16 protein-coding genes and 2 pseudogenes are annotated in these 22853 nt (G+C 71.8%); 11 read left to right on the top strand and 7 right to left on the bottom strand.

Translation table 11 applies throughout. The features are described 5' to 3' along the window. Positions 1-285 precede the first annotated feature (285 nt). A pseudogene (locus OG521_08375) lies at positions 286-438 on the bottom strand (chaplin). A 33-nt stretch (positions 439-471) separates the two neighbouring features. Further along, positions 472-678, bottom strand: a pseudogene (locus OG521_08370) (chaplin). Positions 679-1070: 392 nt separating this feature from the next. Between OG521_08370 and OG521_08365 the strand changes: the two are divergent. The 6 genes from OG521_08365 to OG521_08340 all read left to right on the top strand — a co-directional run bounded on the left by OG521_08365 (position 1071) and on the right by OG521_08340 (position 4227). Continuing rightward, a complete protein-coding gene (locus OG521_08365; GenBank protein WUW20805.1) occupies positions 1071-1472 on the top strand; it encodes a rodlin in 402 nt (133 codons plus the stop codon). 298 nt (positions 1473-1770) lie between these two features. Next, positions 1771-1962: a chaplin gene (locus OG521_08360; GenBank protein ID WUW26611.1), complete on the top strand. Its 192-nt coding sequence runs from the start codon at positions 1771-1773 to the stop codon at positions 1960-1962. 451 nt (positions 1963-2413) lie between these two features. After that, entirely contained in the window at positions 2414-2704 is a 291-nt protein-coding gene (locus tag OG521_08355) for a hypothetical protein (GenBank protein WUW20804.1), read from the top strand. Between the two features lie 189 nt (positions 2705-2893). Then, positions 2894-3304, top strand: coding sequence for a rodlin (locus tag OG521_08350; GenBank protein WUW20803.1), 411 nt, complete (start codon positions 2894-2896; stop codon positions 3302-3304). Between the two features lie 201 nt (positions 3305-3505). After that, entirely contained in the window at positions 3506-3697 is a 192-nt protein-coding gene (locus tag OG521_08345) for a hypothetical protein (GenBank protein WUW20802.1), read from the top strand. 116 nt (positions 3698-3813) lie between these two features. After that, positions 3814-4227, top strand: a complete 414-nt coding sequence (locus tag OG521_08340) for a rodlin (GenBank protein ID WUW20801.1) — start codon at positions 3814-3816, stop codon at positions 4225-4227. Positions 4228-4369: 142 nt separating this feature from the next. Here OG521_08340 and OG521_08335 read toward each other — a convergent pair whose 3' ends face one another. Then, positions 4370-4870, bottom strand: coding sequence for a DUF5949 family protein (locus tag OG521_08335; GenBank protein WUW20800.1), 501 nt, complete (start codon positions 4868-4870; stop codon positions 4370-4372). 383 nt (positions 4871-5253) lie between these two features. Here OG521_08335 and rsgA point away from each other — a divergent pair, with 383 nt between their 5' ends. Together rsgA and OG521_08325 are read left to right on the top strand one after the other, a co-directional pair. Beyond that, the gene (gene rsgA, locus OG521_08330; GenBank protein ID WUW20799.1) at positions 5254-6438 is read left to right on the top strand and encodes a ribosome small subunit-dependent GTPase A; all 1185 of its coding nucleotides are present in this window, start codon (positions 5254-5256) and stop codon (positions 6436-6438) included. Between the two features lie 72 nt (positions 6439-6510). Next, a complete protein-coding gene (locus tag OG521_08325; GenBank protein WUW26610.1) occupies positions 6511-7878 on the top strand; it encodes a helix-turn-helix domain-containing protein in 1368 nt (455 codons plus the stop codon). A 3-nt stretch (positions 7879-7881) separates the two neighbouring features. On the opposite strand, the gene OG521_08320 is transcribed toward OG521_08325, so the two are convergent. The 3 genes from OG521_08320 to OG521_08310 all read right to left on the bottom strand — a co-directional run bounded on the left by OG521_08320 (position 7882) and on the right by OG521_08310 (position 11998). Further along, positions 7882-10257 carry a Tat pathway signal sequence domain protein gene (locus tag OG521_08320; GenBank protein ID WUW20798.1) on the bottom strand — a complete coding sequence of 792 codons (2376 nt, stop codon included), beginning with the start codon at positions 10255-10257 and terminating at the stop codon, positions 7882-7884. Between the two features lie 165 nt (positions 10258-10422). Further along, complete coding sequence (locus OG521_08315; protein ID WUW20797.1) at positions 10423-10905, bottom strand: DUF456 domain-containing protein; 483 nt, start codon at positions 10903-10905, stop codon at positions 10423-10425. A gap of 103 nt (positions 10906-11008) precedes the next feature. Beyond that, positions 11009-11998: a helix-turn-helix transcriptional regulator gene (locus OG521_08310; GenBank protein ID WUW20796.1), complete on the bottom strand. Its 990-nt coding sequence runs from the start codon at positions 11996-11998 to the stop codon at positions 11009-11011. A 209-nt stretch (positions 11999-12207) separates the two neighbouring features. On the opposite strand from OG521_08310, the gene OG521_08305 reads away from it, so the two are divergent. The 3 genes from OG521_08305 (at position 12208) to OG521_08295 (ending at position 19561) form a co-directional block, all read left to right on the top strand. After that, positions 12208-15975, top strand: coding sequence for a S8 family serine peptidase (locus OG521_08305; GenBank protein ID WUW20795.1), 3768 nt, complete (start codon positions 12208-12210; stop codon positions 15973-15975). Between the two features lie 140 nt (positions 15976-16115). Beyond that, positions 16116-17705 carry a protein phosphatase 2C domain-containing protein gene (locus OG521_08300; GenBank protein WUW20794.1) on the top strand — a complete coding sequence of 530 codons (1590 nt, stop codon included), beginning with the start codon at positions 16116-16118 and terminating at the stop codon, positions 17703-17705. Positions 17706-17818: 113 nt separating this feature from the next. Beyond that, complete coding sequence (locus OG521_08295) at positions 17819-19561, top strand: pyruvate dehydrogenase (protein WUW20793.1); 1743 nt, start codon at positions 17819-17821, stop codon at positions 19559-19561. Between the two features lie 46 nt (positions 19562-19607). On the opposite strand, the gene OG521_08290 is transcribed toward OG521_08295, so the two are convergent. Beyond that, positions 19608-22721, bottom strand: coding sequence for a glycosyl hydrolase-related protein (locus OG521_08290; protein WUW20792.1), 3114 nt, complete (start codon positions 22719-22721; stop codon positions 19608-19610). Positions 22722-22853: the final 132 nt, after the last annotated feature.

The following is a 22853-nucleotide window of genomic DNA, read 5'->3' as shown; positions in this document are numbered from 1 at the left end:
CCAGGTGTGCGTCGGCGGGTTGTGCGGGTGCCAGGTGTGCGTCGGCGGGTTGTGCGTGGGCGGGTTGTGGGTCGGGGGGTTGTGGGTGGGCGGGTTGTGGTGGTGGCTGGGCGGGCAGTTGTGGTCGTGGTGGTGCTTCGGGGGCTTCGGCGGCTTCGGCGGGTTGTGGTGGTGCCCGGGCGGGCACGCGCACTCGTGCTCGTGCTCGTGGTGGTGCTTCGGCGGCTTGTGCGTCTTCGGCGGCTTGTGGTGGTGCGGGGGCTTCGGGGTGTCGCCACCACCCGACTCGTTCTCGCACTCGTTGCCGAACGCCGGGTTCAGCGCACCGACCACGTTGACCGTGTTGCCACAGACGTTGACCGGGACGTCGACCGGCGCCTGGATCAGGTTGCCCGACAGCACGCCGGGGGAGTTGGCGGCGACACCGTCGGCGTCCGCGCCCTGGGCGTCGCCGGCCGCGGCGTCACCGCCCTCGTTCTCGCACTCGTTGCCGAACGCCGGGTTCAGCGCACCGATCACGTTGACCGTGTTGCCGCACAGGTTGACGGGAATGTGCACCGGGACCTGGACGGCGTTGCCCGAACCCACCCCGGGCGAACCGACAGCTGCACCGTCGGCCGAGGCGTCGGCGAACGCGTAACCGCCGGAGGCGGTCAGGATGCCTGACGCCGCCGCCATGACGAGCACGCTTTTACTCAAGGCTTTTCGCATGGGTTGCCCTTTCCTAGGACATTTCGCGCGGGCGGTGTTGACCCGCAGTTCATTCATCAGGCGGTGCAGTAACCGGCGGGTCTGCCGGCGCATGTGGCGGCGTCCCGTCGGGGCGAGCTTGACGAACCCATAACGACGCCCGCGTGGGAGGGAAACGTGAAACCAGTGAATTTCCTGTGACCACCCGGACGGACTACGCAAATGCGTTCGCCCGGTGCCTCCGTACGGTATTCCGCGGCCTCTTTCGCACGGCTGTCCGCGCATCCGCGGCATTCGGGTGAATGGAGATAACCAAACGTCCGGAAGCGAGTTGGTCAGTGCGCTCCGGTACGGGGCATCCAGTACGAGAAGGGTTCATCGTGATCAAGAAGGTCCTGGCTACGGGTGCCGTTGCCGCCTCCATCCTCGGTCTCGGCGCCACGCAGGCGATGGCCATCGGCAACGACGGCGGCACGACCTCCGTCAACGGCAACGGTGCTTCGCAGTCGTTCGGCAACGCCGAGACGCACGGCGACGGCAGCCCGCAGTTCGGTCTGGTCCAGGGTTCGCTGAACAAGCCCTGCATCGGCCTGCCGGCCAAGGCCAACGTCGGTTCGCTGATCGGTCTCATCCCGATCGCGGTCCAGGACGTCAACGTCCTGTCCTCCCCGCAGAACCAGCAGTGCACCGAGAACTCCACCCAGGCCAAGGGTGACGAGCCGCTGTCGCACATCCTGGACGGCATTCCGGTTCTCTCCGGTAACGGTGCCGGCAACAGCTGATCCAGCTGTCACCAGGCCCGGGCCGCCGGCGTTCCTCCTCCGTGCGGCCCGGGCCTGCTGCTGTCCTCGGCAGTGACGCCGGGTGACCCGAACTGCATCATTCGGGCGGATTCCCGGAAATCTCTTCATTGAAGAGTTTCGCTTACCGCCCGAAATCGTTACGAATTACAGCGGCGGAGTTACGAGTGATCAGGACCGCGCTCGTGCGGCACGAAAGTCGTGGCCGCTCCGGACTCCGTCGAAGAAAGGGTTGAAAGTGAAGTACACCAAGATCGCCGCCGTCGCCGCCGGAACCCTCATGGCGATGGGTGCCGCTGTCCCGGCCTTCGCCGACTCCGGCGCCGAGGGCGCTGCCCTGAACTCCCCGGGCGTGCTGTCCGGCAACCTCGTCCAGGTCCCGGTCCACGTTCCGGTCAACGTCTGCGGCAACACCGTGAACGTCATCGGCCTGCTGAACCCGGCCTTCGGCAACACCTGCGTCAACGCCTGATTCGCGCGCGCCGAATCCGTTCGGCACTGGTCTGCCCCGGATCGCTTCATGCGATCCGGGGCTTTCCTCTTTCCTGTGTTCCGTTCCGGGAGTTCGCAGCCCTCCTCGATGCGGCGGAGCGTGGAGACGCATTCCACCGGCCCGGGGCGCGGTGCGCCGGCGGCTGGGGGCAGACATCCGGGCGGGCGCGCGGAACGGAGTAACGACAGTGCACCACCGAATGACGCCCGCTGTCCCCCCTCTTACCCGAACCAGTGATTAGTCATGCAATCTTCCGTAGTCACGGGAAGTGGCCGGGGCAGGCGGTCCCGAGAAAAGCGGACCGGCGCAGTTGCCCGGCCGCAATCGGCTCGTTGTCCAAGGTGAAAGCGGCAGAAGTCACAGCTAAAGAAGGCTGGTGCGGCGCGGGGACGCGACCGAAACGGATGCCGCTGCAGAAGGGAACCCGAAAGTGAAGTACGCGAAGACAGCTGCGTTTGTCGCCGGTTCCGTGGTTGCTCTCGGAACGGCTGCTCCCGCCTTCGCCGTTACCAACGCCACGGCCCCCAGCTTCAGCCTCGACGGCGGTGTCAACCAGGTGGTTGCCGCGGCCCCGCAGGCCGTCGACCCGGTCGTCGACACCGTGGGCGGTGCCGCCGAATCGCTGCAGAAGGACGGCACCGTCACCAAGGTCGCCGGTCAGGCGACCGGTGCGGCCAAGGGTGCGGCCCCGCTCGTGGGCGGCCTTCCGCTCGGCGGCTGATCCGGCCGCCACGGCGGTTCCCGTCCCTCCCCGGGACATGCGCATTTCTCCGGTGCCGCGTCATTCCGTAAGCGCACGGATTGCGAAAGCACCGTTCGAGTGAAGCGCCACAACCATTTCCGTCACCGAGAGTTGATCAGGTCGCTCCGGACAGGCGGGCATACAGAAATCCCCAGAAGGGCTTTTTTCATGATCAAGAAGATTATGGCCTCGGCGGCCGTCGCCGCTTCCCTCGTCGGCGTCTCCGCCGCTGTCGCCCCCGCGGCCATGGCGATCGGGAACGACCAGGGCACCACCTCGGTCAACGGCAACGGCGCCGTGCAGTCCTACGGCAACTCCGCCACCCACGGCGACTGGAGCCCGCAGTTCGCGCTCATCCAGGGCTCGCTCAACAAGCCCTGCATCGCCCTGCCGGCCAAGGCCAACATCGGTTCGCTGATCGGTGCCGTCCCGATCGCGGTCCAGGACATCAACGTCCTGTCGTCGCCGCAGAACCAGCAGTGCACCGAGAACTCCACCCAGGCCAAGGGCGACGAGGCCCTCTCGCACATCCTGGACGACATCCCGGTCCTGTCCGGCAACGGTGTCGCCAACGACTAGTCGTACCCGTAGCCCGCAGTTCCTGGATCGCCCGTGGGGCCGACCCGTCCTCGTGGCAGCCGGATTTCCGGCCGCCCGGACGCGTCGGCCCCGCGTCGTGTCCGGGGACGCGACCGGTGGCTCCCCCGGACGGGCGGCCCCGTTGCGCCGGTTGCCGTAGTGGCGGCAGGGGCTTCCACCCGCACCGGGTAAGGGCTTCTCATGGACCAGTACGACAGTCAGCGACGGCGGGACCCGCACCGGCACCCGCAGGACGGCACACCGATCTACGACCGGCTCCTCGCGGAGTGGCGGGCGGCCCGCGACGACGCCGTACCGGACGAGCCCGCGCCGCCCGCCGCCGGCGGACTCGTCCCCGGAGCGCGCACCTCGGGCGAGAGCGGCCGGGGTTGACGGCGAGACGTCGAACTTACGCCGGATCGAACCCATTTGAGTGGAACCGCGGAACCGAAGCCTCGGTATGAGGTTGATCAGTACGTTCCAGAACGGAACGCTCCGAAAGGTGAAGCGTGATGAAGAAGATGATGGCCGGCGCGGCATTTGCCGTGTCCCTGGTCGGCCTGTCCGCCGCCGCGGCCCCCTCGGCCATGGCGATCGGCAACGACGAGGGAACCACGTCGGTCAACGGCAACGGTGCCGTGGACTCGTTCGGCAACAGCGTGACCCGGGGCGACGGCAGCCCGCAGGTGCAGCTCGTCCAGGGCTCGCTGAACAAGCTCTGCGTCGGCGCCCCGGTCAAGGCCAACGCCGGTTCGCTCGTGGGCATCCTGGTGCCCGTCGCGGTCCAGGACATCAACGTCCTGCACTCGCCGCAGAACCAGCAGTGCGCCGACAACTCCACCCAGGCCAAGGGCGACGAGGCCCTCTCGCACCTGGTCGAGGACATCCCGGTCCTCTCCGGGAACGGCATCGGCAACAACTGAACCGGCGCACACGCCGAGTCAGCACACACCGCGGGCGGTCCGGGAAGTCCCGGGCCGCCCGCGGCGCGTGGCCGGGGCGGCCGGACGCACGGATGCCCACCGCTCCGCGGGGGAGCGGTGGGCATCCGTGCGCCGTGGCTCCTCAGCCCAGGCTGCGTACCGGAAGGACGCAGTGGGCGGAGGTCGCGATGACGTCCGGGTCGCCCGCGAACGCCCGCAGGGTGTCCTCGTCGACCGGGAGCCCCGGGGCGCCCTGCGGCCACGGGCGGGTGGCGAACATGACGTGCACCTCGCCCTGCGCGGTGGCGGCGGCCAGCCACTCGGGGGGCACGGGGTACTGCGCCGAGAAGTGAGGGACGGTCAGCACGGCCTGGCCTGCCTGGACGAGGAGCTTCACCGGCAGACCCGGCGTCTCGTCGGCGCGCACCGGGCCGCCGCTGACGGGGAGTCCGCAGCGCTCCAGGGCGATGTGCATGGCGCTCTCGCCGGTCGCCGGTCCTTCCGAGCCGTCGCCCAGTGAGTAGACGAGCAGGAAGGCGACGTCCTCCCCGTTGTGGGGGTGTTCGCCGCTCCAGCCGATGAGGGTGAGCGTGCCCAACTGGGCCCGGGTGTACGTGCCGGAGGCTGTCTGGGGGGAGGTCATGTCCGGCACCCTAACCGTCCGCGACCGGTCGATCTCCATGCGTATCACCCGATCGGGGGAGACTCGTGATATCCCGGGCCCATGAGCGGGCCGATGCCCGGCCCACATCCCTGCGCCGCACCGGAACGGACGGCCGGAATTAATCGGTTGACGCCACCGGGCCACCGCGAGCTATCGTGTGCGGCGAGACGGACGGCGGAACAGACCGCCGGTGCCGGACCGTGCGTGAACCCGGAGGTGAGGACATTGATGACTGTCGCCGCGATGGGCGCTGCCCACAAGCCGAAGAGCATCGATTCCACCCCCGTGGCCGCCGGCTGACCGACCTCAGTACCTCCGCGCCGCAGTGCGCACTGCCGGGGCCACCCTGTGAAGGGTTTCCCTTGTCTGTCCCGTCCTCCTCTTCCTCCACTTCTCTCTCCACCACTCTTCAGGGCTCCTCGACGTCGCACCCCCTGTCCGCCTACGGCTGGGACGACGCCTGGGCCGCCGAGTTCGCCCCGTACGCCGAGCAGGGGCTGCTGCCGGGACGTGTGGTGCGCGTCGACCGCGGACAGTGCGACATCGTCACCCCGCACGGCACGGTCCGCGCGGACACCGCGTTCGTCGTGCCCCGTGACCCGATGCGGATCGTCTGCACCGGCGACTGGGCGGCCGTCGACCCCGACGGCGACCCGCAGTTCGTCCGTACGCTGCTGCCGCGGCGCACGGCCTTCGTCCGCTCCACCTCGTCCAAGCGCTCCGAGGGCCAGGTACTCGCCACCAACGTCGACCACATCGCTATTTGTGTCTCCCTGGCGGTCGAACTCGACCTGGGGCGGGTGGAGCGCTTCCTGGCGCTGGCCATGTCCAGCACCGGCGGTGACGCGCTGCTCCGCGACGGGGCGGCGGACGGTGACGGGGCCGCAGAGACCCTCGTCGTCCTGACCAAGGCCGACCTGGTCCCTGACCCCGCCACCCTCGCCCACCTCGTCGAGGACATCGAACGGCTCGCGCCCGGTGTGCAGGTGCTGCCCGTCAGCTCCGCCACCGGCGAGGGAGTCGACGTGTTCGCCGCCATCGTCTCCGGCGGTACGAGCGTGCTCCTCGGCGCGTCCGGCGCGGGCAAGTCCACCCTCGCCAACACCCTTCTCGGCCACGACGCGATGGAGGTGCAGGCCGCCCGTGACGTCGACGGGAAGGGCCGGCACACCACCACGACCCGCAACCTCCTCGTCCTGCCGTCCGGCGGGGTCCTCATCGACACCCCGGGACTGCGCGGGGTCGGCCTGTGGGACGCGGAGACGGGCGTGGGCCAGGTCTTCTCGGAGATCGAGGAACTGGCCGGCCGGTGCCGGTTCCACGACTGTGCCCACGAGGCCGAACCGGGCTGCGCGGTCCTCGCCGCGATCGAGGACGGATCGCTGCCCGAGCGGCGCTTCGACAGCTACCGCAAGCTGCTGCGCGAGAACCAGCGCATCGTCGCCAAGACCGATGCCCGGGTCCGCTCGGAGATTCTCCGCGACTGGAAGCGCAAGGGCGCCGAGGGCCGGGCCGCCATGGACGCGAAGCGCGGCCGGGCCCGGTAGCCGCGGACCCCGTGGTCGGCGTCCGAAAACCGCGAGTCCCGCGGTGCGCGAAGGCGCACACTGGACGATGTGATGGACGAAGAGACCAGGTACGAGGCGGTGAGCAGCCGCGACGCGCGTTTCGACGGGGAGTTCTTCTTCGCCGTCGAGACGACCGGCATCTACTGCCGGCCGAGCTGCCCCGCCGTCACCCCCAAGCGGAAGAACGTCCGCTTCTACCCGACCGCGGCCGCCGCCCAGGGCAACGGCTTCCGGGCGTGCCGACGCTGCCGCCCGGACGCCGTGCCCGGCTCCGCGGACTGGAACATCCGGGCCGACGTCGTCGGCCGCGCCATGCGCATGATCGGCGACGGGGTGGTGGACCGGGAAGGCGTCCCCGGCCTCGCCCACCGGCTCGGCTACAGCACACGGCAGGTCCAGCGGCAGCTCAACGCCGAGCTGGGCGCCGGACCCGTCGCCCTGGCCCGCGCCCAGCGCGCGCACACGGCACGGGTCCTGCTCCAGACCACCGCGCTGCCCGTCACCGAAATTGCCTTCGCGGCCGGATTCGCCAGCCTCAGGCAGTTCAACGACACGGTGCGCCAGATCTACGCCCGCACCCCGAGCGCGCTGCGGACCGAGGCGGGTACCGGGCTCGGCGCGGCGGTCCGGGAGGCGCGCACCACGGGCATCCCGCTCCGGCTCGCGCACCGGGGGCCGTACGCCGCCCGCGAGGTCTTCGACCTGCTGGCGGCCGAGACGGTCGACCGGATCGAGGAGGTCAGCGGGGAGCCCGGCGGCCGGACCTACCGCCGCACCCTGCGCCTGCCGCACGGCACCGGCATCGCCGCGGTGGACGAGCGCTCCGCCGGCGCCTGGCTGGAGGCCCGTATCCACCTCACCGACCTGCGCGATCTGACGACCGCGGTGCAACGGCTGCGCCGGCTGTTCGACCTGGACGCCGATCCGTACGCCGTGGACGAGCTGCTGGCGGCCGATCCGCTGCTCGCACCCGGCGTCGCCGCCCGCCCCGGGCTGCGCTCGCCCGGCACGGCCGACCCCGAGGAGTTCGCCGTCCGGGCGCTGCTGGGCCCGGTGGCGGCCGGCGAGCTGGTCGAGGAGTACGGGAAGGTGCTCGACGTGCCCTGCGGCGGGCTCACCCATGTGTTCCCCGAGCCGGGCGTCCTGGCCGGTGCGGTGTCGGACCCCCCGCTGCGGGCCCTCGCCGCCGCGCTCGCCGACGGTGCCGTACGGCTGGACGCGGGCGCCGACCGGGACGAGGCCGGACAGGCGCTGCTGCGGCTGCCCGGCCTCGCCCCCGCCACGGCGGCGCTGATCCGGATGCGGGCCCTGGGCGACCCCGATGTGGACCCGTACGGCACGCCCGGGTCGGACCGGTGGCGGCCCTGGCGCTCCTACGGTGTGCGCCGTGCGGAGCTCCTGGGCAAGGCGTCGGTCTGAGCCTCAGGCGGGCAGGCCCCAGCTCGGCGCGGGCGCGTTCGCGGCGACCGGGCGGACGGTGAGGTCGGGGCGGTCGCCCGCCGCGGTGATCAGCGCCGATTCGCCCTTGCGCAGCCGGATGCGTACCGCACCGCCGGTCAGCTCCTCGTGCGCGAGGGGACGGCCGCGGCCGTCCCGCACCTCGACGCGGCCCTCGATGCCGTGCCGTACGACGCAGGGCGCGCCCGCCTCGCTGCGCAGCCGCACCCAGCGGGTCCGGCCGCCTTCCCGCACCGCGCTCAGCAGGAAGGCTCCCTGGGTCCTGAAGTCGTGGACGGTCAGGTCCTGCCAGGCGGCGGGCAGTGCCGGGAAGACCCTGATGGTGTCGCCCCAGGACTGGCAGACCATGTCGTGGAGCGACTGGGCGGCCGACAGCGGGGTCTCGATGACCGGGCCGGACTCCTTGTACATGGTGTTGGCCTGGATGAACCGGCTCATCAGCTGTCCCAGGTACCCGAGCGCGTCCTCGCCCTTGCCGAGGAGCGCGGACATCGAGGCGGCGCCCGTGAAGGTGTAGCCCTGCAGTGCGCCCTCGAAGCCGACCCAGTGGGCGAGGGACTTCTCGATCAGGGCGCGTTCGGTGTCCGTCGCGCCGGTGACCTCGTACAGCGGGTAGACGGCGAGCATGTGCGAGTAGTGGCGGTGGGACTGCGCGAACGGCACCCCGGCACCGATCATGTAGCCGTTCTCGTCGACCGGGTAGGGGGCCAGCCGGGCCAGCACCTCCTGCCAGCGGGCGGTCAGCGGGTCGTGGACGCCCAGTTCCGCGGCCGATTCGAGCAGCGTGCGGCAGCCCCAGCGCAGCAGCATCAGGTCGTAGTTGCAGTCGCGGGCGTTGACGCCGTACTCGGGCGAGAAGGTCGCCGGGAGGTGCAGCTTTCCGTCGGCGCCCGGGGCGAGGAAGTGCAGGTAGTAGTTGACGGCCTTGCGCAGCAGCGGGAACAGCGTGTCGCGCAGGACGGACCGGTCCATCGTGTGGCGGTAGGAGAGCCAGACGTTGTGCAGGGCCCAGGTCAGGTTGCCGACCTCGGGGGTGGGCGGGTCCTGGCCGGGGATGCCGACGCCGTAGCCGCCGTCGGCGACCGCGGCGCCGTTGACCAGCTGCGGGTCGGTGGTGCGGGGGATGCCCGCGGAGTCGGCCCGGTAGGGGGCGGCGACCTCGCGGGAGAGCTGGTCGCGGAACTCGCTCAGGGCCCGGGTGACGGCGTCGAGCTCCAGGTGGTTGGAGCCGTGGATCAGCCAGTACTCCAGCTGCACGTTGAGGTTCCACCAGGTGTTGGGCCACGGGGTGGGCTCCAGCCAGGGGCCCGACGTGGCCATCACGGGGGCGTCCTTGCGCGCCGCCGAAGCGGTCTTGTAGAGCTGGATCCAGTAGAAGCGCTGCAGCCGGGCGTCGGGCAGCGACAGGAAGCTCTTGCGGTAGAAGCGGTCCCACCAGGCGCGGTGCGGGGCGGCCAGCAGCGTGTACGGGAGGGCCGAGGCGGCGGTGACCGTACGCAGGGCGCGGTCGCGGGCGGTGTTCTTCGGGTGGGAGTGCGCGACCGTCACGTACAGGGTGCGGGCGGCGCCCCGTGACCGTTCGCGCCAGGCGGTGACGTGCTGCCCGCCGCCCAGCAGCGACTGCACGGCCGCGGACGTGCCGCCGTGCTCCTCGACGGCGGCCGGGGGATTGCCCGTGTAGCCGTCCGGCAGCGGCTTGAAGGCGGCCCGGGGGCTGATCGCCTCCGCCGGATGGAAGACCCAGCGGGCGTCCTTCTCGCCGGCGCTCGGGGTCACCTCGACGGCGAGCACGTCGCCGGTGGACTGCACGAACGCGCGGAGCGCGAGGGTGCCCGCGGTGGTGGTGACGGTGCCCGTCAGCTCGGCGGTGTGCAGCCGCATCCGCCAGTCGACGCCGGTGATCGTCCCGGCCGGTTCGAGGGTGAAGTGGCCGATCGGGAGCCGGGCGAGGCCGAAGAGGGAGCCGTACTCGGGGCGGTGGTCCTGGACCTCGGAGTGCTGGACGTTGAAGCGGATCGCGCTGGTCTCGGCGCCGGGCTCCGCGTAGATCCCGGAGCCGAGCCGGCCGTTGCCCAGATAGGGGCCCTCGTACCAGGTCCTCGGCAGCTTCTGCCAGTGCAGGTCGGCGTCGTCGAGGACGGTGTTCCAGCTGTCCGCGGGGGTGTGCACGGCCACGGGGGCGGTGGCGGGCGCGGCGGCCGCCTGGGCGGGGACCGCCGCGCCGCCCGCCACGAGGGCGCCGCCGATGGCGGTCCCGGTGGCGAGAACGGTTCTGCGGGAAGGGGCGGGCGACGAGGGATCGGTCCGGGGTGAGGAGAGGGGATCCGGTGCTGTGGGCAAGGAAACTCCTGGCGACTCGTACGCAAGCGGGCGCATTGATTCATCCGAGCTATCTCCTCACGGAACGTAGACTTGAGCCTTCTGTGCGTCAATAGACCGTGAGAGATCCGATGTGTTTCCCGCTATGTGATCGGGCTCCGCCCATGTGACAGCTGCGGGGCGGTGTCAGCCCCAGATCACGGCGCCCAGCCACGCCCCCGTCACCAGCAGACAGGCGAACAGTTCGACGAGCACGGAGTAACCGGTCGCCCGCATCACCGAGCGGACGGACGCCCAGCCCGCCCCGCGGCTCCCCAGCCGCAGCCGCTCCGCCCCGTAGATCACGCCCACGTACCCGGCGATCGCGCCGACCACCGGAACCACGAAGAACCCCGCGATCGCGCCGGCCCCGCCGAGCATCAGCGTCCGCCGTGGCGCCCCGGACTCACGCGGCCGGCGCGGCGGCAGGAGCGGTTTCAGTGCCTGGTTCAGGAGCAGCAGCGCCGTCGAGCCGATGAGGACGCCCCAGGCGGCCGGTGTCATGTCCGTCAGCGCCCACCACAGGACGGCCGCCCAGACGATCGCCTGTCCGGGCACACCGGGCACCAGCACACCGATCAGGCCGAGCAGCATGACCAGTCCGACGGCGACGAGCTGCCACACACTCATCTGACCAGCCTGCCGGAGTCCGGCCGGTCCCGCCCGTCGTCACCCCTCACCACCGGAGCCGTCGGCGCAGCTCAGGGGCGTGACGGAGGCGATGCGGGACCGCTCAGGGGCGCGCCTGGCGGGACACCCAGCCCCGTTCGTACGCATGCCAGCCCAGCTGGAGCCGGGTCGACACCCCGGTGAGCTCCATCAGGCCCTTCACGCGGCGCTGCACCGTCCGCAGCCCGAGCTCCAGCTGCTTCGCCACACTGGCGTCGGTCAGCCCGGCCAGCAGCAGGGAGAGGATCTCCAGATCCGTCGGGTCGGGCCCGGTCGTCTCCTCCTGCACCCAGCCGCTCTCGCCGAGCCGCAGCGGCATCGCCTCCCGCCACACCGCCTCGAAGAGGCCCATCAGCGACTCCAGCAGCCCCGACGCGTGCACCACCAGCGCCGCCGGCTCGGCGCCGCGGCCGGTCAGCGGCACCATCGCCAGCGCTCCGTCGGCGACGACCAGCTTCGTCGGGACGCGGTCCACGACCCGGCACTGCTCGTTGCGGCTCAGTGCGGCCGACAGCTCCAGAATCCCCGACGGCAGGCCCAGCACCTCGCGCTCGACCACCACCCGGAACAGCACCCCGCGGGTCGCGGCCTGCTCCTCCGACTCGTTGTCCAGCCCGCTCACCGCGATCGGCTTCCCGGTGACCAGGGCGCACACCTCGCTCGTCGCGCCCAGCTGCAGCTGATGGAAACGGTGCGCCACGGCGCTCGCCCCGGTGACCACCTCGACCAGATCGTGCACGGCGGGCTCGTCGGCGTCGACGCGGTACTCCTCGGCCAGCAGTACCGCCGCCAGCTCCGCCTGCTCCAGCTCGTGGCGCTGCTGCGTCAGCAGCGCCCCCAGCGCGACACCCGGCGGGGCCGCCACCCACCGCCCCGTACGCGCCGACGACTGGGCGGCGAGCCCGTGCTGCTCCAGCCGTCGCAGCGCCCGCTCGGTGTCGCGTTCGGGAAGCGCCAGCCGGTGCGCGAGGTCGGAGACCTCCGCGGCTCCCAGCGCCACGAGCGCGCGGTAGGCCGCCTCCTGTCTCTCGTCGAGACCTATGGCTCCCAGCATCCCCGGACCCCTCCCGGACGCAGTGCTTCGCTGTCCTGCCCCATGGCGTGGCGACCGGCCGTGGCGGAAAGCGGCCACGGCGTAAACCCGCCGTGGCCCATCATCCCTGTACCGCCCGTCACTCTGCCAATGTGGCGCCACCGCAGCACCAACAACCTCCGGAATACGGGCCTTTGCGCCTGTCCATCCGGTTTTACTTGGGGAGAGCGATGCGTCCGATATCGCGTACGGCACTGGGGGCGGCCACCGCCGCCGTCCTCGCCGTCACGGTGATCGCACCGTCCGTGGCAGCGCCACAGGGCGACACGACCGCGAAGAGACCGCTGACCGGCAGCGCGGCAGCCGCCGCCGGGGCGAACAAGCCGGTCACCGTCACCCTGGTCACCGGCGACAAGGTCCTGGTGAGCACCGACGGTTCGGGGAACGCCTCGGCCACCGCGGCGGCGCGCGAGGACGGCCAAGTGCCCCTCGTGCAGACCCGCCGCTCGGGCAAGGACCTGTACGTCTACCCGGACACCGCCGTGGAGGCGCTCGCCGCGGGCACCGTCGACGAGGAGCTCTTCAACGTCACGGGACTGATCCGCCAGGGCTACGACGACGCGCACACGGACTCCGTCCCGCTGATCGCGACCTACGCCGAGGACACCGCACGCAGCGCGCCCGTCACCCCGCGCGGCGCCGAGCGCGGACTCGCGCTCCCGGCCATCGACGGTGTGGCGCTCAAGGCCGACAAGAAGCGGACCGCCGGTTTCTGGTCCGACGTCACCGGCCCCCGGTCCCGCTCCGCCGCCGGACTGAAGAAGCTCTGGCTGGACCGCAAGGTCGAGGCCAGCCTCGACCGGTCCACCAAGCAGATCGGCGCCGACCTCGCCTGGGCCGCCGGCTACGACGGCAAGGGCACCAAGGTCGCCGTCCTGGACACCGGCGCCGACGCCGAACACCCCGACCTCAAGGGCCGGATCACCGAGTCGGAGAACTTCACCGACTCCGACACCACCGACGACCGCCAGGGTCACGGCACCCACACGCTCTCCACCGTGGGCGGCTCGGGCGCGGCGAGCGACGGGAAGAAGAAGGGCGTCGCCCCCGGCGCCGACCTGCTCGTCGGCAAGGTGCTCAACGACAGCGGCTCCGGCGACTCCTCCTGGATCATCGCGGGCATGCAGTGGGCCGTCGACCGGAAGGCCGACGTCGTCTCCATGAGCCTCGGCAGCCAGACCCCCACCGACTGCACCGACCCCATGAGCCTTGCAGCCGAGGAGCTCGGCAAGAGCAAGGACACCCTGTTCGTCATCGCGGCCGGCAACTCGGGCCCGACGCTCAACACCGTCTCCTCGCCCGGCTGCGCGCCCAGCGTGCTGACCGTCGGCGCCGTCGACCGCGACGACTCCACCGCCCAGTTCTCCAGCCGCGGTCCGGCGATCGGGGCGCACACCCTCAAGCCCGAGATCGCGGCCCCCGGCGTCAACATCTCCGCCGCCGCGGCAGGCGGCCGAGGCGTTTACGCCTACCAGTCGATGTCCGGTACGTCGATGGCCACCCCGCACGTCGCGGGCGCCGCCGCCATCGTCAAGGAACGCCACCCCGACTGGACGGCCCAGCAGGTCAAGGCGGCCCTCGTGTCGTCCGCGAAGAGCGACATCCCCGGGGACGTACGCGAGACCGGCGGCGGCCGGCTCGACGTCAAGGCCGCCATCGACACCAAGGTGACCGGCGCGCCCGCCGTCCAGGGCGGCACCTTCAACTGGCCGCAGGACAAGTCGGACCGCACCACCGTGCAGATCCCGTACACCAACACCGGCGACAAGGCCGTGAAGCTGTCGCTCAAGGTCCAGGGCGTCACCGGCAACAACGGCTCGGCCGTCGGCTCCTCCGTCGCCGCCCTCGGGTCGAAGAGCGTCACCGTGCCGGCCGGCGCGACCGTCCAGGTCCCGCTGAGGATCGACCCGACCGCGCACCTCGAGGCGGCCCAGTACGGCGACGTCACCGGCCGGGTCCTCGCGACCGCGCCCGGCGGTGTCAAGGTCTCCACCCCGTTCTCGCTGTACGTCGGGGCCGAGACCGTCACCCTGCGGGTCAAGCTGATCGACGGCAACGGCAGGCCCGCCGCGGGCTCGTCCTCGCTCGACGTCATCGGCACCGACACCGCCACCGGCGAGCGCCGCTTCAACGACGGCTCGGCCGACCAGGTCTACGAGGTGCGCCCCGGCGCCTACTTCGTCTCCAGCTTCGTCGTCTCGGCCGACCCCGAGGACGCCACCGGCACCCTCGCCGAGTCGGTCGGCTACCTGGCCAGGCCACAGCTGAACGTCACCAAGGACACCGTCCTGGTGCTCGACGCACGCAAGGCACACCGGATCAAGCTCAAGACCGAGGACCGGGTCAGCGAGACCCGCAGCGCCACCCTCGCCTTCGGACGCACCTGGGACGGCAACTGGCTGCACTCGGGGTCCATCGCCGGTGGCACCGTCATCAAGGACTACCTGGTCGACATCCGGGGCAAGGCCGGTGACGGCGACTTCGAGTTCGACAGCTTCTGGCGTGCGTACGCCCCGCAGATCGAGAAGCTCTCGGTCGTCGGTGGCGCCACCCTCCACCCCACGCCCGCGTCCAACGGCTCCGTCAACCTCGACGGCACCGGCAGGGCCGCACTCGTCGACGCCGGCAGCGGCAGCCCCGAGGAGCTGAAGGCCGCCGGAGTCTCCGGCAGGATCGCCTTGGTCGCGGTTCCGGACACCGGCACCGTCGTCACCCAGGCGCGTGACGCCAAGGCCGCCGGAGCCGTGGCGATCATCACGCACCGCCCGTCCGCCGGCCCGTGGAAGCCGTCCGTCGGATACGGCTCGGCGCCCCTGCCCGCGCTCGGCATCCAGGCCGACGAGGCGAAGGCCCTGACCGCGGCACTGGCCGCCGGACCGGTGAAGCTGAGCTGGAAGGCCACCGCCGTCAGCCCGTTCGTCTACAACCTGGCCTTCTCCGAGACGGGCGACGTCACCTCGGACCGCACCTACCAGGTCAGGGACAAGGCGCTCGGCGCGGTCGAGTCCACCTACGAGTCGATGGGCGTCAGGACCGACTTCGTCGACACGCTGCTCGTGACCCGCCCCTACGGCGCCACCTTCGGCATCGGCGGGTTCGACACCGTCGCCGCACCGGGCAAGCGCACCGAGTACTACTCGGCGGGCGACACCGCCTGGCAGCAGGCGCTCTCCTCCAGCTTCCCCTGGGGCGAGTTCATGATCGACAAGTACCGTTCCTACAAGCCGGGTTCGAAGCGCACCTCGGAGTGGTACCGGGGCGTCGTCGTCCCGTCCGCACCCCGCGACGACGACGGTGTGGAGCAGCTCGCCGCCGAACGGCAGGACAACCTGATCGGCGTCGCCCCGGGCTTCTGGAGCGACAGCGAACACGGGGGCATCCAGGGTTCCTTCGGCGACATGGGCAACATGCGGCTCACCAGCGGTGGCACGGTGCTCGGTGAGTCCGGCTGGCCGTCCGGGGTGTTCACGGTCCCGGCCGGGGACGCCGCCTACGAACTCACCATGATGACGATGAAGTCGGGGCAGCCGGCGGCCGTGTGGAAGCGGTCCACCATGACCGAGACCACCTGGAAGTTCCGTTCGCACCGGGACGAGAACGTCTACTCGCAGGGCATCCCGCTGCTCTTCCCGGGCTACGACCTGCCGTCGGACGGCATGAAGACCCTCGCGGCCAAGGACGGTCAGCGGATCGGACTGAGCGTCACGGGCCACGCCGGCTACACGCCCGGCAAGGTGACCGCCGCGAAGGTCTCCTACTCGTACGACGGCGGCAAGAGCTGGACCGACGCCACCACCGCACAGCGGGGCGGCCGTTGGACCGCGACCGTGAACCACGCGGACGCGGCCGGCAAGCCGGTCACCCTGCGCACCGAACTGACGGACTCCAACGGCAACTCCGTCGTCCAGACCGTGACCGACGCCTACGCCGTGCGCTGACGCCGGATCACCCGACCGGTCCGCCGGGCGTCCTTCCCGTGGGGGGTGGGGCCGCCCGGCGGACCCATTCCGTGACGGGCCTCGGCCACTATTTCCGGATGCCCCGTTTTCGCACGCCCTTCGCGGTGGACAATAAGGGCATGAGTCAGCAGGGGGAGAGGCCCGCCGCCCACGAGGACGACTGGTGGCGCAGGCTGTACGACGAATCCGCCCCGGACGCCGGGGCGAGCCAGGCGGCCGACAGTCTCGACGACCGCTTCGACTCGGCGTCGGGAGCCGTGGGGGCCGGTGGCGGTGAGGCGTACGAGGCCGCCGCAGCGGTGCCCGAACCAAGGGTGGCGACGTCCGCCGTCACCCGGACGGCGGACACCCCGCCGGACGTGCTGCCCGAGGTGAGCACGCGCGCCCCGTGGGAGCCACCGTCCGGCCCACCACGCCCCCGCACCTTCACGACCCCGACGCCGGCATCCACCCCTACGCCGGCACCTGCGCCTCTGCCGCCTGCGCCGCCCGCACCGGTCGTGCCGCCCGAACCCGTCCTGCCGCCCGAGCCGCCGGCGCCCCCGCGCCCCGGCACCGATCCCCGCATCGCCCAGAGCCTCCCGCCCGCACCGGACGGCGTGGTGCCGCCGCTGCCCCGGCGGCCGGTCGTCGAGCGGCCGCAGGCCGAGCCCTCCGATGACGGCGTTCCCGACGGTCAGGTGCCCGCCGCCGACCCACCGCCCGCCGCCGGGGAGGCCGCGCCGCGTCCCCCCGTCGGCCATGTGGGCGCCCGGCCGCCCACGTACGACGCCGAACCCACCGCGCTGCCCGCGTGCGACCCGTACGCACTGGACGGCCTCGCCGCCGACACCGTGCTCGACGGCGCCCGGTACGGCACGTACACCCTGCGGGCCGCGTCCGTGCGCGGCGACTCCGCCCGGTTCCGGGGCGAGCCGCGGCGCGACGCGCTGCTCACCGTCCGGTTCGGGACCGGGGAGAGCGCCCTCGTCCTGGTCGCCGTCGCCGGTGGCGCCCGGTCGTCCGAGAGCGCGCACCTGGCCGCGGCCGACGCCTGCCGCTGGATCGGCGAAGCCGTCGGACGCAGCCACGCGCGCCTCTCCGACGACATAAGGGCGGGCCGCCGCGGCGACCTCAAATCGGGGCTGCACCGGCTCGCCGACCGCAGCTACGGCAAGCTGCGCGCCCGCGCCGCCGAACTCGGTCTGGAACCCCACGCGTACACGGCGGGGCTGCGCTGCCTCCTGCTGTCCGCCGACCCCGCCTGCCGCACCCGGGTCTTCTTCGGAGTGGGCGGCGGCGGGCTCTTCCGGCTGCGCGACGGCCACTGGCAGGACCTCGAACCGCTGCTGCCGCAGACCGACGCGCTCACCGGTGAACCCGTGGTCGGCTTCGGTTCCTCCGTACCCGAGAGCGGGCCGGACGACGAGCGGCTGACCATGGACCTGGGGATCACCACCGCCCCGGCCCCGTACATCGAGGCTCCCGTCCCGCCGCCCGCCGAGCCGTTCCGCTTCCGGGCCTCGGTCGCCCGGCCGGGCGACACCCTGCTGCTGTGCAGCACGGGTCTGGCCGAGCCGCTGCGCGGCGAGCCGGCGCTCGCCGGGGAGCTGGCCGAGCGCTGGGCACCCGCCGAGGCACCCGGCCTCGGCGCGTTCCTCGCCGACACCCAGCTCAGGGTGGCCGGATACGCCGACGACCGGACGGCGGTCGGCGTCTGGGAGGCGTAACCCCGCGCGCCATGGGTTGATGGACTCCGGAGAACCCGTCCGGCCGGGGTTTCGCGCCCCGGCATCGGGACAGCCGGACGTGCACGGAGCACAGGCAGAGGGAGCGCGCACCCATGGCCAAGCAGAACGTGTCGGAGCAGTTCGTCGACATCCTCGCCCGGGCGGGCGTCAAACGCCTGTACGGGGTAGTCGGCGACAGCCTCAACCCGGTGGTCGACGCCATCCGGCGCAACCCGGACGTCGACTGGATCCAGGTCAGACACGAGGAGACGGCCGCGTTCGCCGCCGGAGCCGAGGCACAGGTCACCGGCGAGCTGGCGGCCTGCGCCGGCTCGTGCGGCCCCGGCAATCTGCACCTCATCAACGGCCTCTACGACGCGCACCGGTCCATGGCCCCCGTGCTGGCCCTCGCCTCGCACATCCCGTCGAGCGAGATCGGCCTCGGCTACTTCCAGGAGACCCATCCGGAGCTGCTCTTCCAGGAGTGCAGCCACTACAACGAGATGATCTCCAACCCGCAGCAGATGCCGCGGCTGCTCCAGACGGCCATTCAGCACGCGATCGGCCGGGGCGGGGTCGCGGTCGTCTCGATGCCCGGCGACGTGGCCTCGCAGCCCGCACCGGAGAAGTCCGTCGAGCACGCCCTGGTCACCTCGCGGCCCTCGGTGCGGCCCGGTGACGCGGAGATCGAGAAGCTCTGCCGGATGGTCGACGAGGCCAAACGGGTGACGCTGTTCTGCGGCAGCGGCACGGCCGGCGCGCACGCCGAGGTCATGGAGTTCGCCGAGCGGGTGAAGGCCCCCGTCGGCCACGCGCTGCGCGGCAAGGAGTGGATCCAGTACGACAACCCGTACGACGTCGGCATGAGCGGGCTGCTCGGCTACGGCGCCGCGTACGAGGCCACCAACGAGTGCGATCTGCTGATCCTGCTCGGCACGGACTTCCCGTACAACGCCTTCCTGCCCACCGATGTGAAGATCGTCCAGGTCGATGTGCGCCCCGAACACCTGGGCCGCCGCTCCAAGCTCGATCTGGCGGTCTGGGGCGATGTCCGCGAGACCCTGCGCTGTCTCACCCCGCGGGTGAAGGCCAAGAGCGACCGCAAGTTCCTCGACCGGATGCTGAAGAAGCACGCGGACGCGCTGGAGGGTGTGATCAGCGCGTACACCCGCAAGGTCGACAAGCACGTCCCGATCCACCCGGAGTACGTGGCGTCGGTCCTGGACGACATCGCGGACGACGACGCGGTGTTCACCGTCGACACCGGCATGTGCAACGTGTGGGCGGCCCGCTATCTGACACCGAACGGCAAACGCCGGGTGATCGGTTCGTTCAGCCACGGCTCGATGGCGAACGCGCTGCCGCAGGCCATCGGCGCCCAGTTCACCGACCGGAACCGGCAGGTCGTGTCGATGTCCGGGGACGGCGGATTCACCATGCTGATGGGGGACTTCCTGACCCTCGTCCAGTACGACCTGCCGGTGAAGGTCGTCCTGTTCAACAACTCCTCGCTGGGCATGGTCGAGCTGGAGATGCTGGTGGCGGGGCTGCCCTCGTTCGGGACGACCAACAAGAACCCGGACTTCGCCGCCGTCGCGCGGGCCTCGGGGGCGTACGGCGTGCGGGTCGAGAAGCCCAAGCAGCTGGAGAGCGCACTGAAGGATGCCTTCAAGCACAAGGGTCCGGCCCTCGTCGACATCGTCACCGACCCGAACGCGCTCTCCATCCCGCCGCGGATCAGCGCGGACATGGTGACCGGCTTCGCGCTCTCCGCCAGCAAGATCGTGCTGGACGGCGGCGTGGGCCGGATGGTGCAGATGGCCCGGTCCAACCTGCGCAACGTGCCCCGCCCGTAGGGCCTTTGCCTGCTCCGGGCGGGGCGGGGCGGGGCGCGGTGCCCGCCTAGGCCGGGGTGAGCCGCAGCGTCAGGATCTGGAACGGCCGCAGCGTCAGGACGAGTCCGTGCGCATCGGTCGTCGCCGCGTGCAGCGGCCGTTCCAGCAGGTCGGTGATCTGCGCCGCCACGACGGGGAACGAGACCCGGAGCGTCGTGTCCGCGCGGCCGCCCGCCGACTCGTAGAGCCGGACGATCACATCGCCGCCGCCGTCCTCGGCCAGCTTCACCGACTCCACGGTGACCGCCGGATGCCCCGTCGCCACCAGTGACGGAACCACGGGGGCGACCGCCGCCCGCAGCGGCAGATTGAGCGCCAGGCCCTCGCGCACCGCATCGGTGATCTCCGCGCCGGGCGCGAGCGCGTAGCTGAAGCGGTGCGTGCCGAGGTCCGTCTCCGGGTCCGGGCTGTGCGGGGCGCGCAGCAGCGTCAGCCGTACGGTGGTGCCGAGTCCGGCCTCGTGCGGGGTACGGGTCACCTCGTGCCCGTACGTCGAGTCGTTCAGCAGTGCGACGCCGTACCCCGGCTCCGCGACCCGCAGCCAGCGGTGTGCGCAGATCTCGAAACGGGCCGCGTCCCAGCCGGTGTTGTCATGGGTGGCCCGGTGGACGTGGCCGAACTGGATCTCGGCCGTGGACCGTTCGGCGTGGACATCGAGCGGGAATGCCGCCTTCAGGACCTTCTCCGACTCCTGCCAGTCCACCTCGGTCTCGATGTCGACCTGCCGGCTGCCCGCCGCCAGCCGGATCTCCTGCACGATCCGGGACGAGCCGAACACCCGCACCACCCGCACGGCCGCGCGCAGCGGCCCGTCCTCCACCGTCTCGACCGACTCCGCCGCCGTCAGGTCGGTCCGGGAGCGGCGGTAGTGGCGGTCGATGTCCCAGGCGTCCCAGTTGTTGGGGTGGTCCGGGTGCAGCTGGAGGAGGTTGGCCCGGTGCCCGGGGGCCAGCACCTCGCGGCCGGCCGTCAGATCGCGGACCGAGCCGATCAGCCCGTCCCGGTCGACGGTGACGCGCAGCAGGCCGTTGTCGAGCACGGCCCCGCCGTCCCCCGCCCCGTCGACGGTCACCTCCCGCTCCGGAGCCGCCGCACCGTCCAGCAGTCCCGCGCCGAGCCCCGGCGACACCGCCAGCACCGCCGTGCGTCCCTCGCCCAGCTGCTGCACCCGCGCCCCGGACGGCAGCACGCCGCTCGCCTCCGCGTCCAGTTCGATCACCTGACTGCGGTCGTACGGCGCCGAGTTGAGGGCGACCAGACCCTGTGCGGCGCCCAGTGCCGTGACCGCGTCCGCCACCAGATCGGCGAGCTCCGCACGGACCTGCTCGTAGGTGTCGCGGGCCTCGCGGTGGACCCAGGCGATCGACGAACCCGGCAGGATGTCGTGGAACTGGTGGAGCAGCACCGTCTTCCAGATCCGGTCCAGCGCCTCGTACGGATAGCGGTAGCCGGGCGCCCTGAGGGCGGCCGTCGTCGCCCACAACTCCGCCTCGCGGAGCAGGTGTTCACTGCGCCGGTTGCCCTGCTTCGTCTTGGCCTGGGTGGTGTACGTGGCCCGGTGCAGCTCCAGGTAGAGCTCACCCGACCAGACCGGTGCCTGGGATCCGTACTCCTCCTCGGCCGCGGCGAAGAACGCGGACGGCCTCTCGATCTCGACCCGCGGCGACCCCTCCAGGTCGGCCAGCCTGCGGGCCTTCTCCAGCATCTCCCGGGTCGGCCCCCCGCCGCCGTCGCCCCAGCCGAACGGCACCAGGGAGCGGGTGGCCCGCCCCTTGTCGCGGAAGTTCCGTTCCGCATGGGCGAGTTCACGGGCGTGGAAGTGTGCGTTGTAGGTGTCGACGGGCGGGAAGTGGGTGAAGACGCGGGTGCCGTCGATCCCCTCCCACCAGAAGGTGTGGTGCGGCATCTCGTTCGTCTGGTTCCACGACAGCTTCTGCGTCAGGAACCACCGGATGCCCGCCAGCCGTGCCAGCTGGGGGAACGCGGCGGTGTAGCCGAAGGAGTCCGGCAGCCAGATCTCCTCGGTCTCCACCCCCAGCTCCTGCTCGAAGAACCGCTTCCCGTGCACGATCTGCCGGGCCAGCGCCTCGCCGCCCGGCATGTTGGCATCGGACTCCACCCACATCGAGCCCACGGGCTCCCACTGGCCGTCCGCCACCGCCCGCACGATCCGCTCCCAGATATGCGGCTGGTGCTCCTTCACCCAGGCGTACTGCTGGGCCTGCGAACAGGCGAAGACCAGCTCCGGGTAGTCGCGGGCCAGCGCGGTCACGTTGGCGAAGGTGCGCGAGGCCTTGCGCACCGTCTCGCGCAGCGGCCACAGCCACGCCGAATCGATGTGGGCGTGCCCGGCGGCCGAGATCCGGTGCGCGCTCGCCGACGCCGGGCGCGACAGGGCTTCGGCCAGCTCGGCCCGGCCGGCGGCCGCGGTGCCGGACACGTCGTGCAGGTCCAGGGCGTCGAGCATGCGCTCCAGCGCCCGCAGGATCTCGTGGCGCCGCGACCGGTCGGCGGGCAGCTCCCGCATCAGCTCGGACAGCACCTCGATGTCCAGGACCAGGTGCCACACCTCCTCGTCCAGCACCGCGAGGTCCGCGGACGCGAACCGGTACAGCGGTGCGTCGCCCGCCGTGAGGACGTCCCCGAGCGGCGTCGGCACGAAGCCGTGTTCCAGGACGGCGGGGTTGGCCGCCGCCTCCAGCAGCAGGGCGACGGGCTCGCCGCCCGCGGCAGGAGCGCCGACCGTCAGGTGCCGGTTGCGCGGGTGGATCCCCTTGAGCGGCACGCCCTCGGCGTCGTACAGCATCCCCTCCGCCTGGAAGCCGGGCGCCTGACCGGAGAAGCCGGGGTCGACGACCACCTCGACCCGGCGGCCCGCCCACTCGCCGGGCACCGTCCCCTCCAGCCGGAACCAGCTGGTGGACCACGGACCTCCCCACTCCGTGCCCGCGGTGAACGGCTCGTACCGCGCGGCCAGCGCCACCGTCACCGGAACAGGCTCGCCCGGCGCGTGCCAGACGGTCAGGGCGAGCGGGGTCCGCGCCGCGTACTCGGCGGGGCGGATGAACTGGCGCAGGGCCCGCTCCAGCCGGCCCTCCACCAGTGCGCTGTCGTCGTGCATCGCTGCTCCTCGGGTCGGCACTTGCGCATGGTCAAGGGCTTGCCTTCCCCAGCGGTCCGCGTCCACCCCTCACCGACCGCCGACGACAACCCCGTCGGCCCTGTTCGAAGCGTTGGCGGTGGACGTGACGCA

This window comes from Streptomyces sp. NBC_01463, assembly GCA_036227345.1.
In the GTDB taxonomy this organism is placed as follows: Bacteria; Actinomycetota; Actinomycetes; order Streptomycetales; family Streptomycetaceae; genus Streptomyces.
This window is presented reverse-complemented; position numbering and strand designations above follow the sequence as displayed.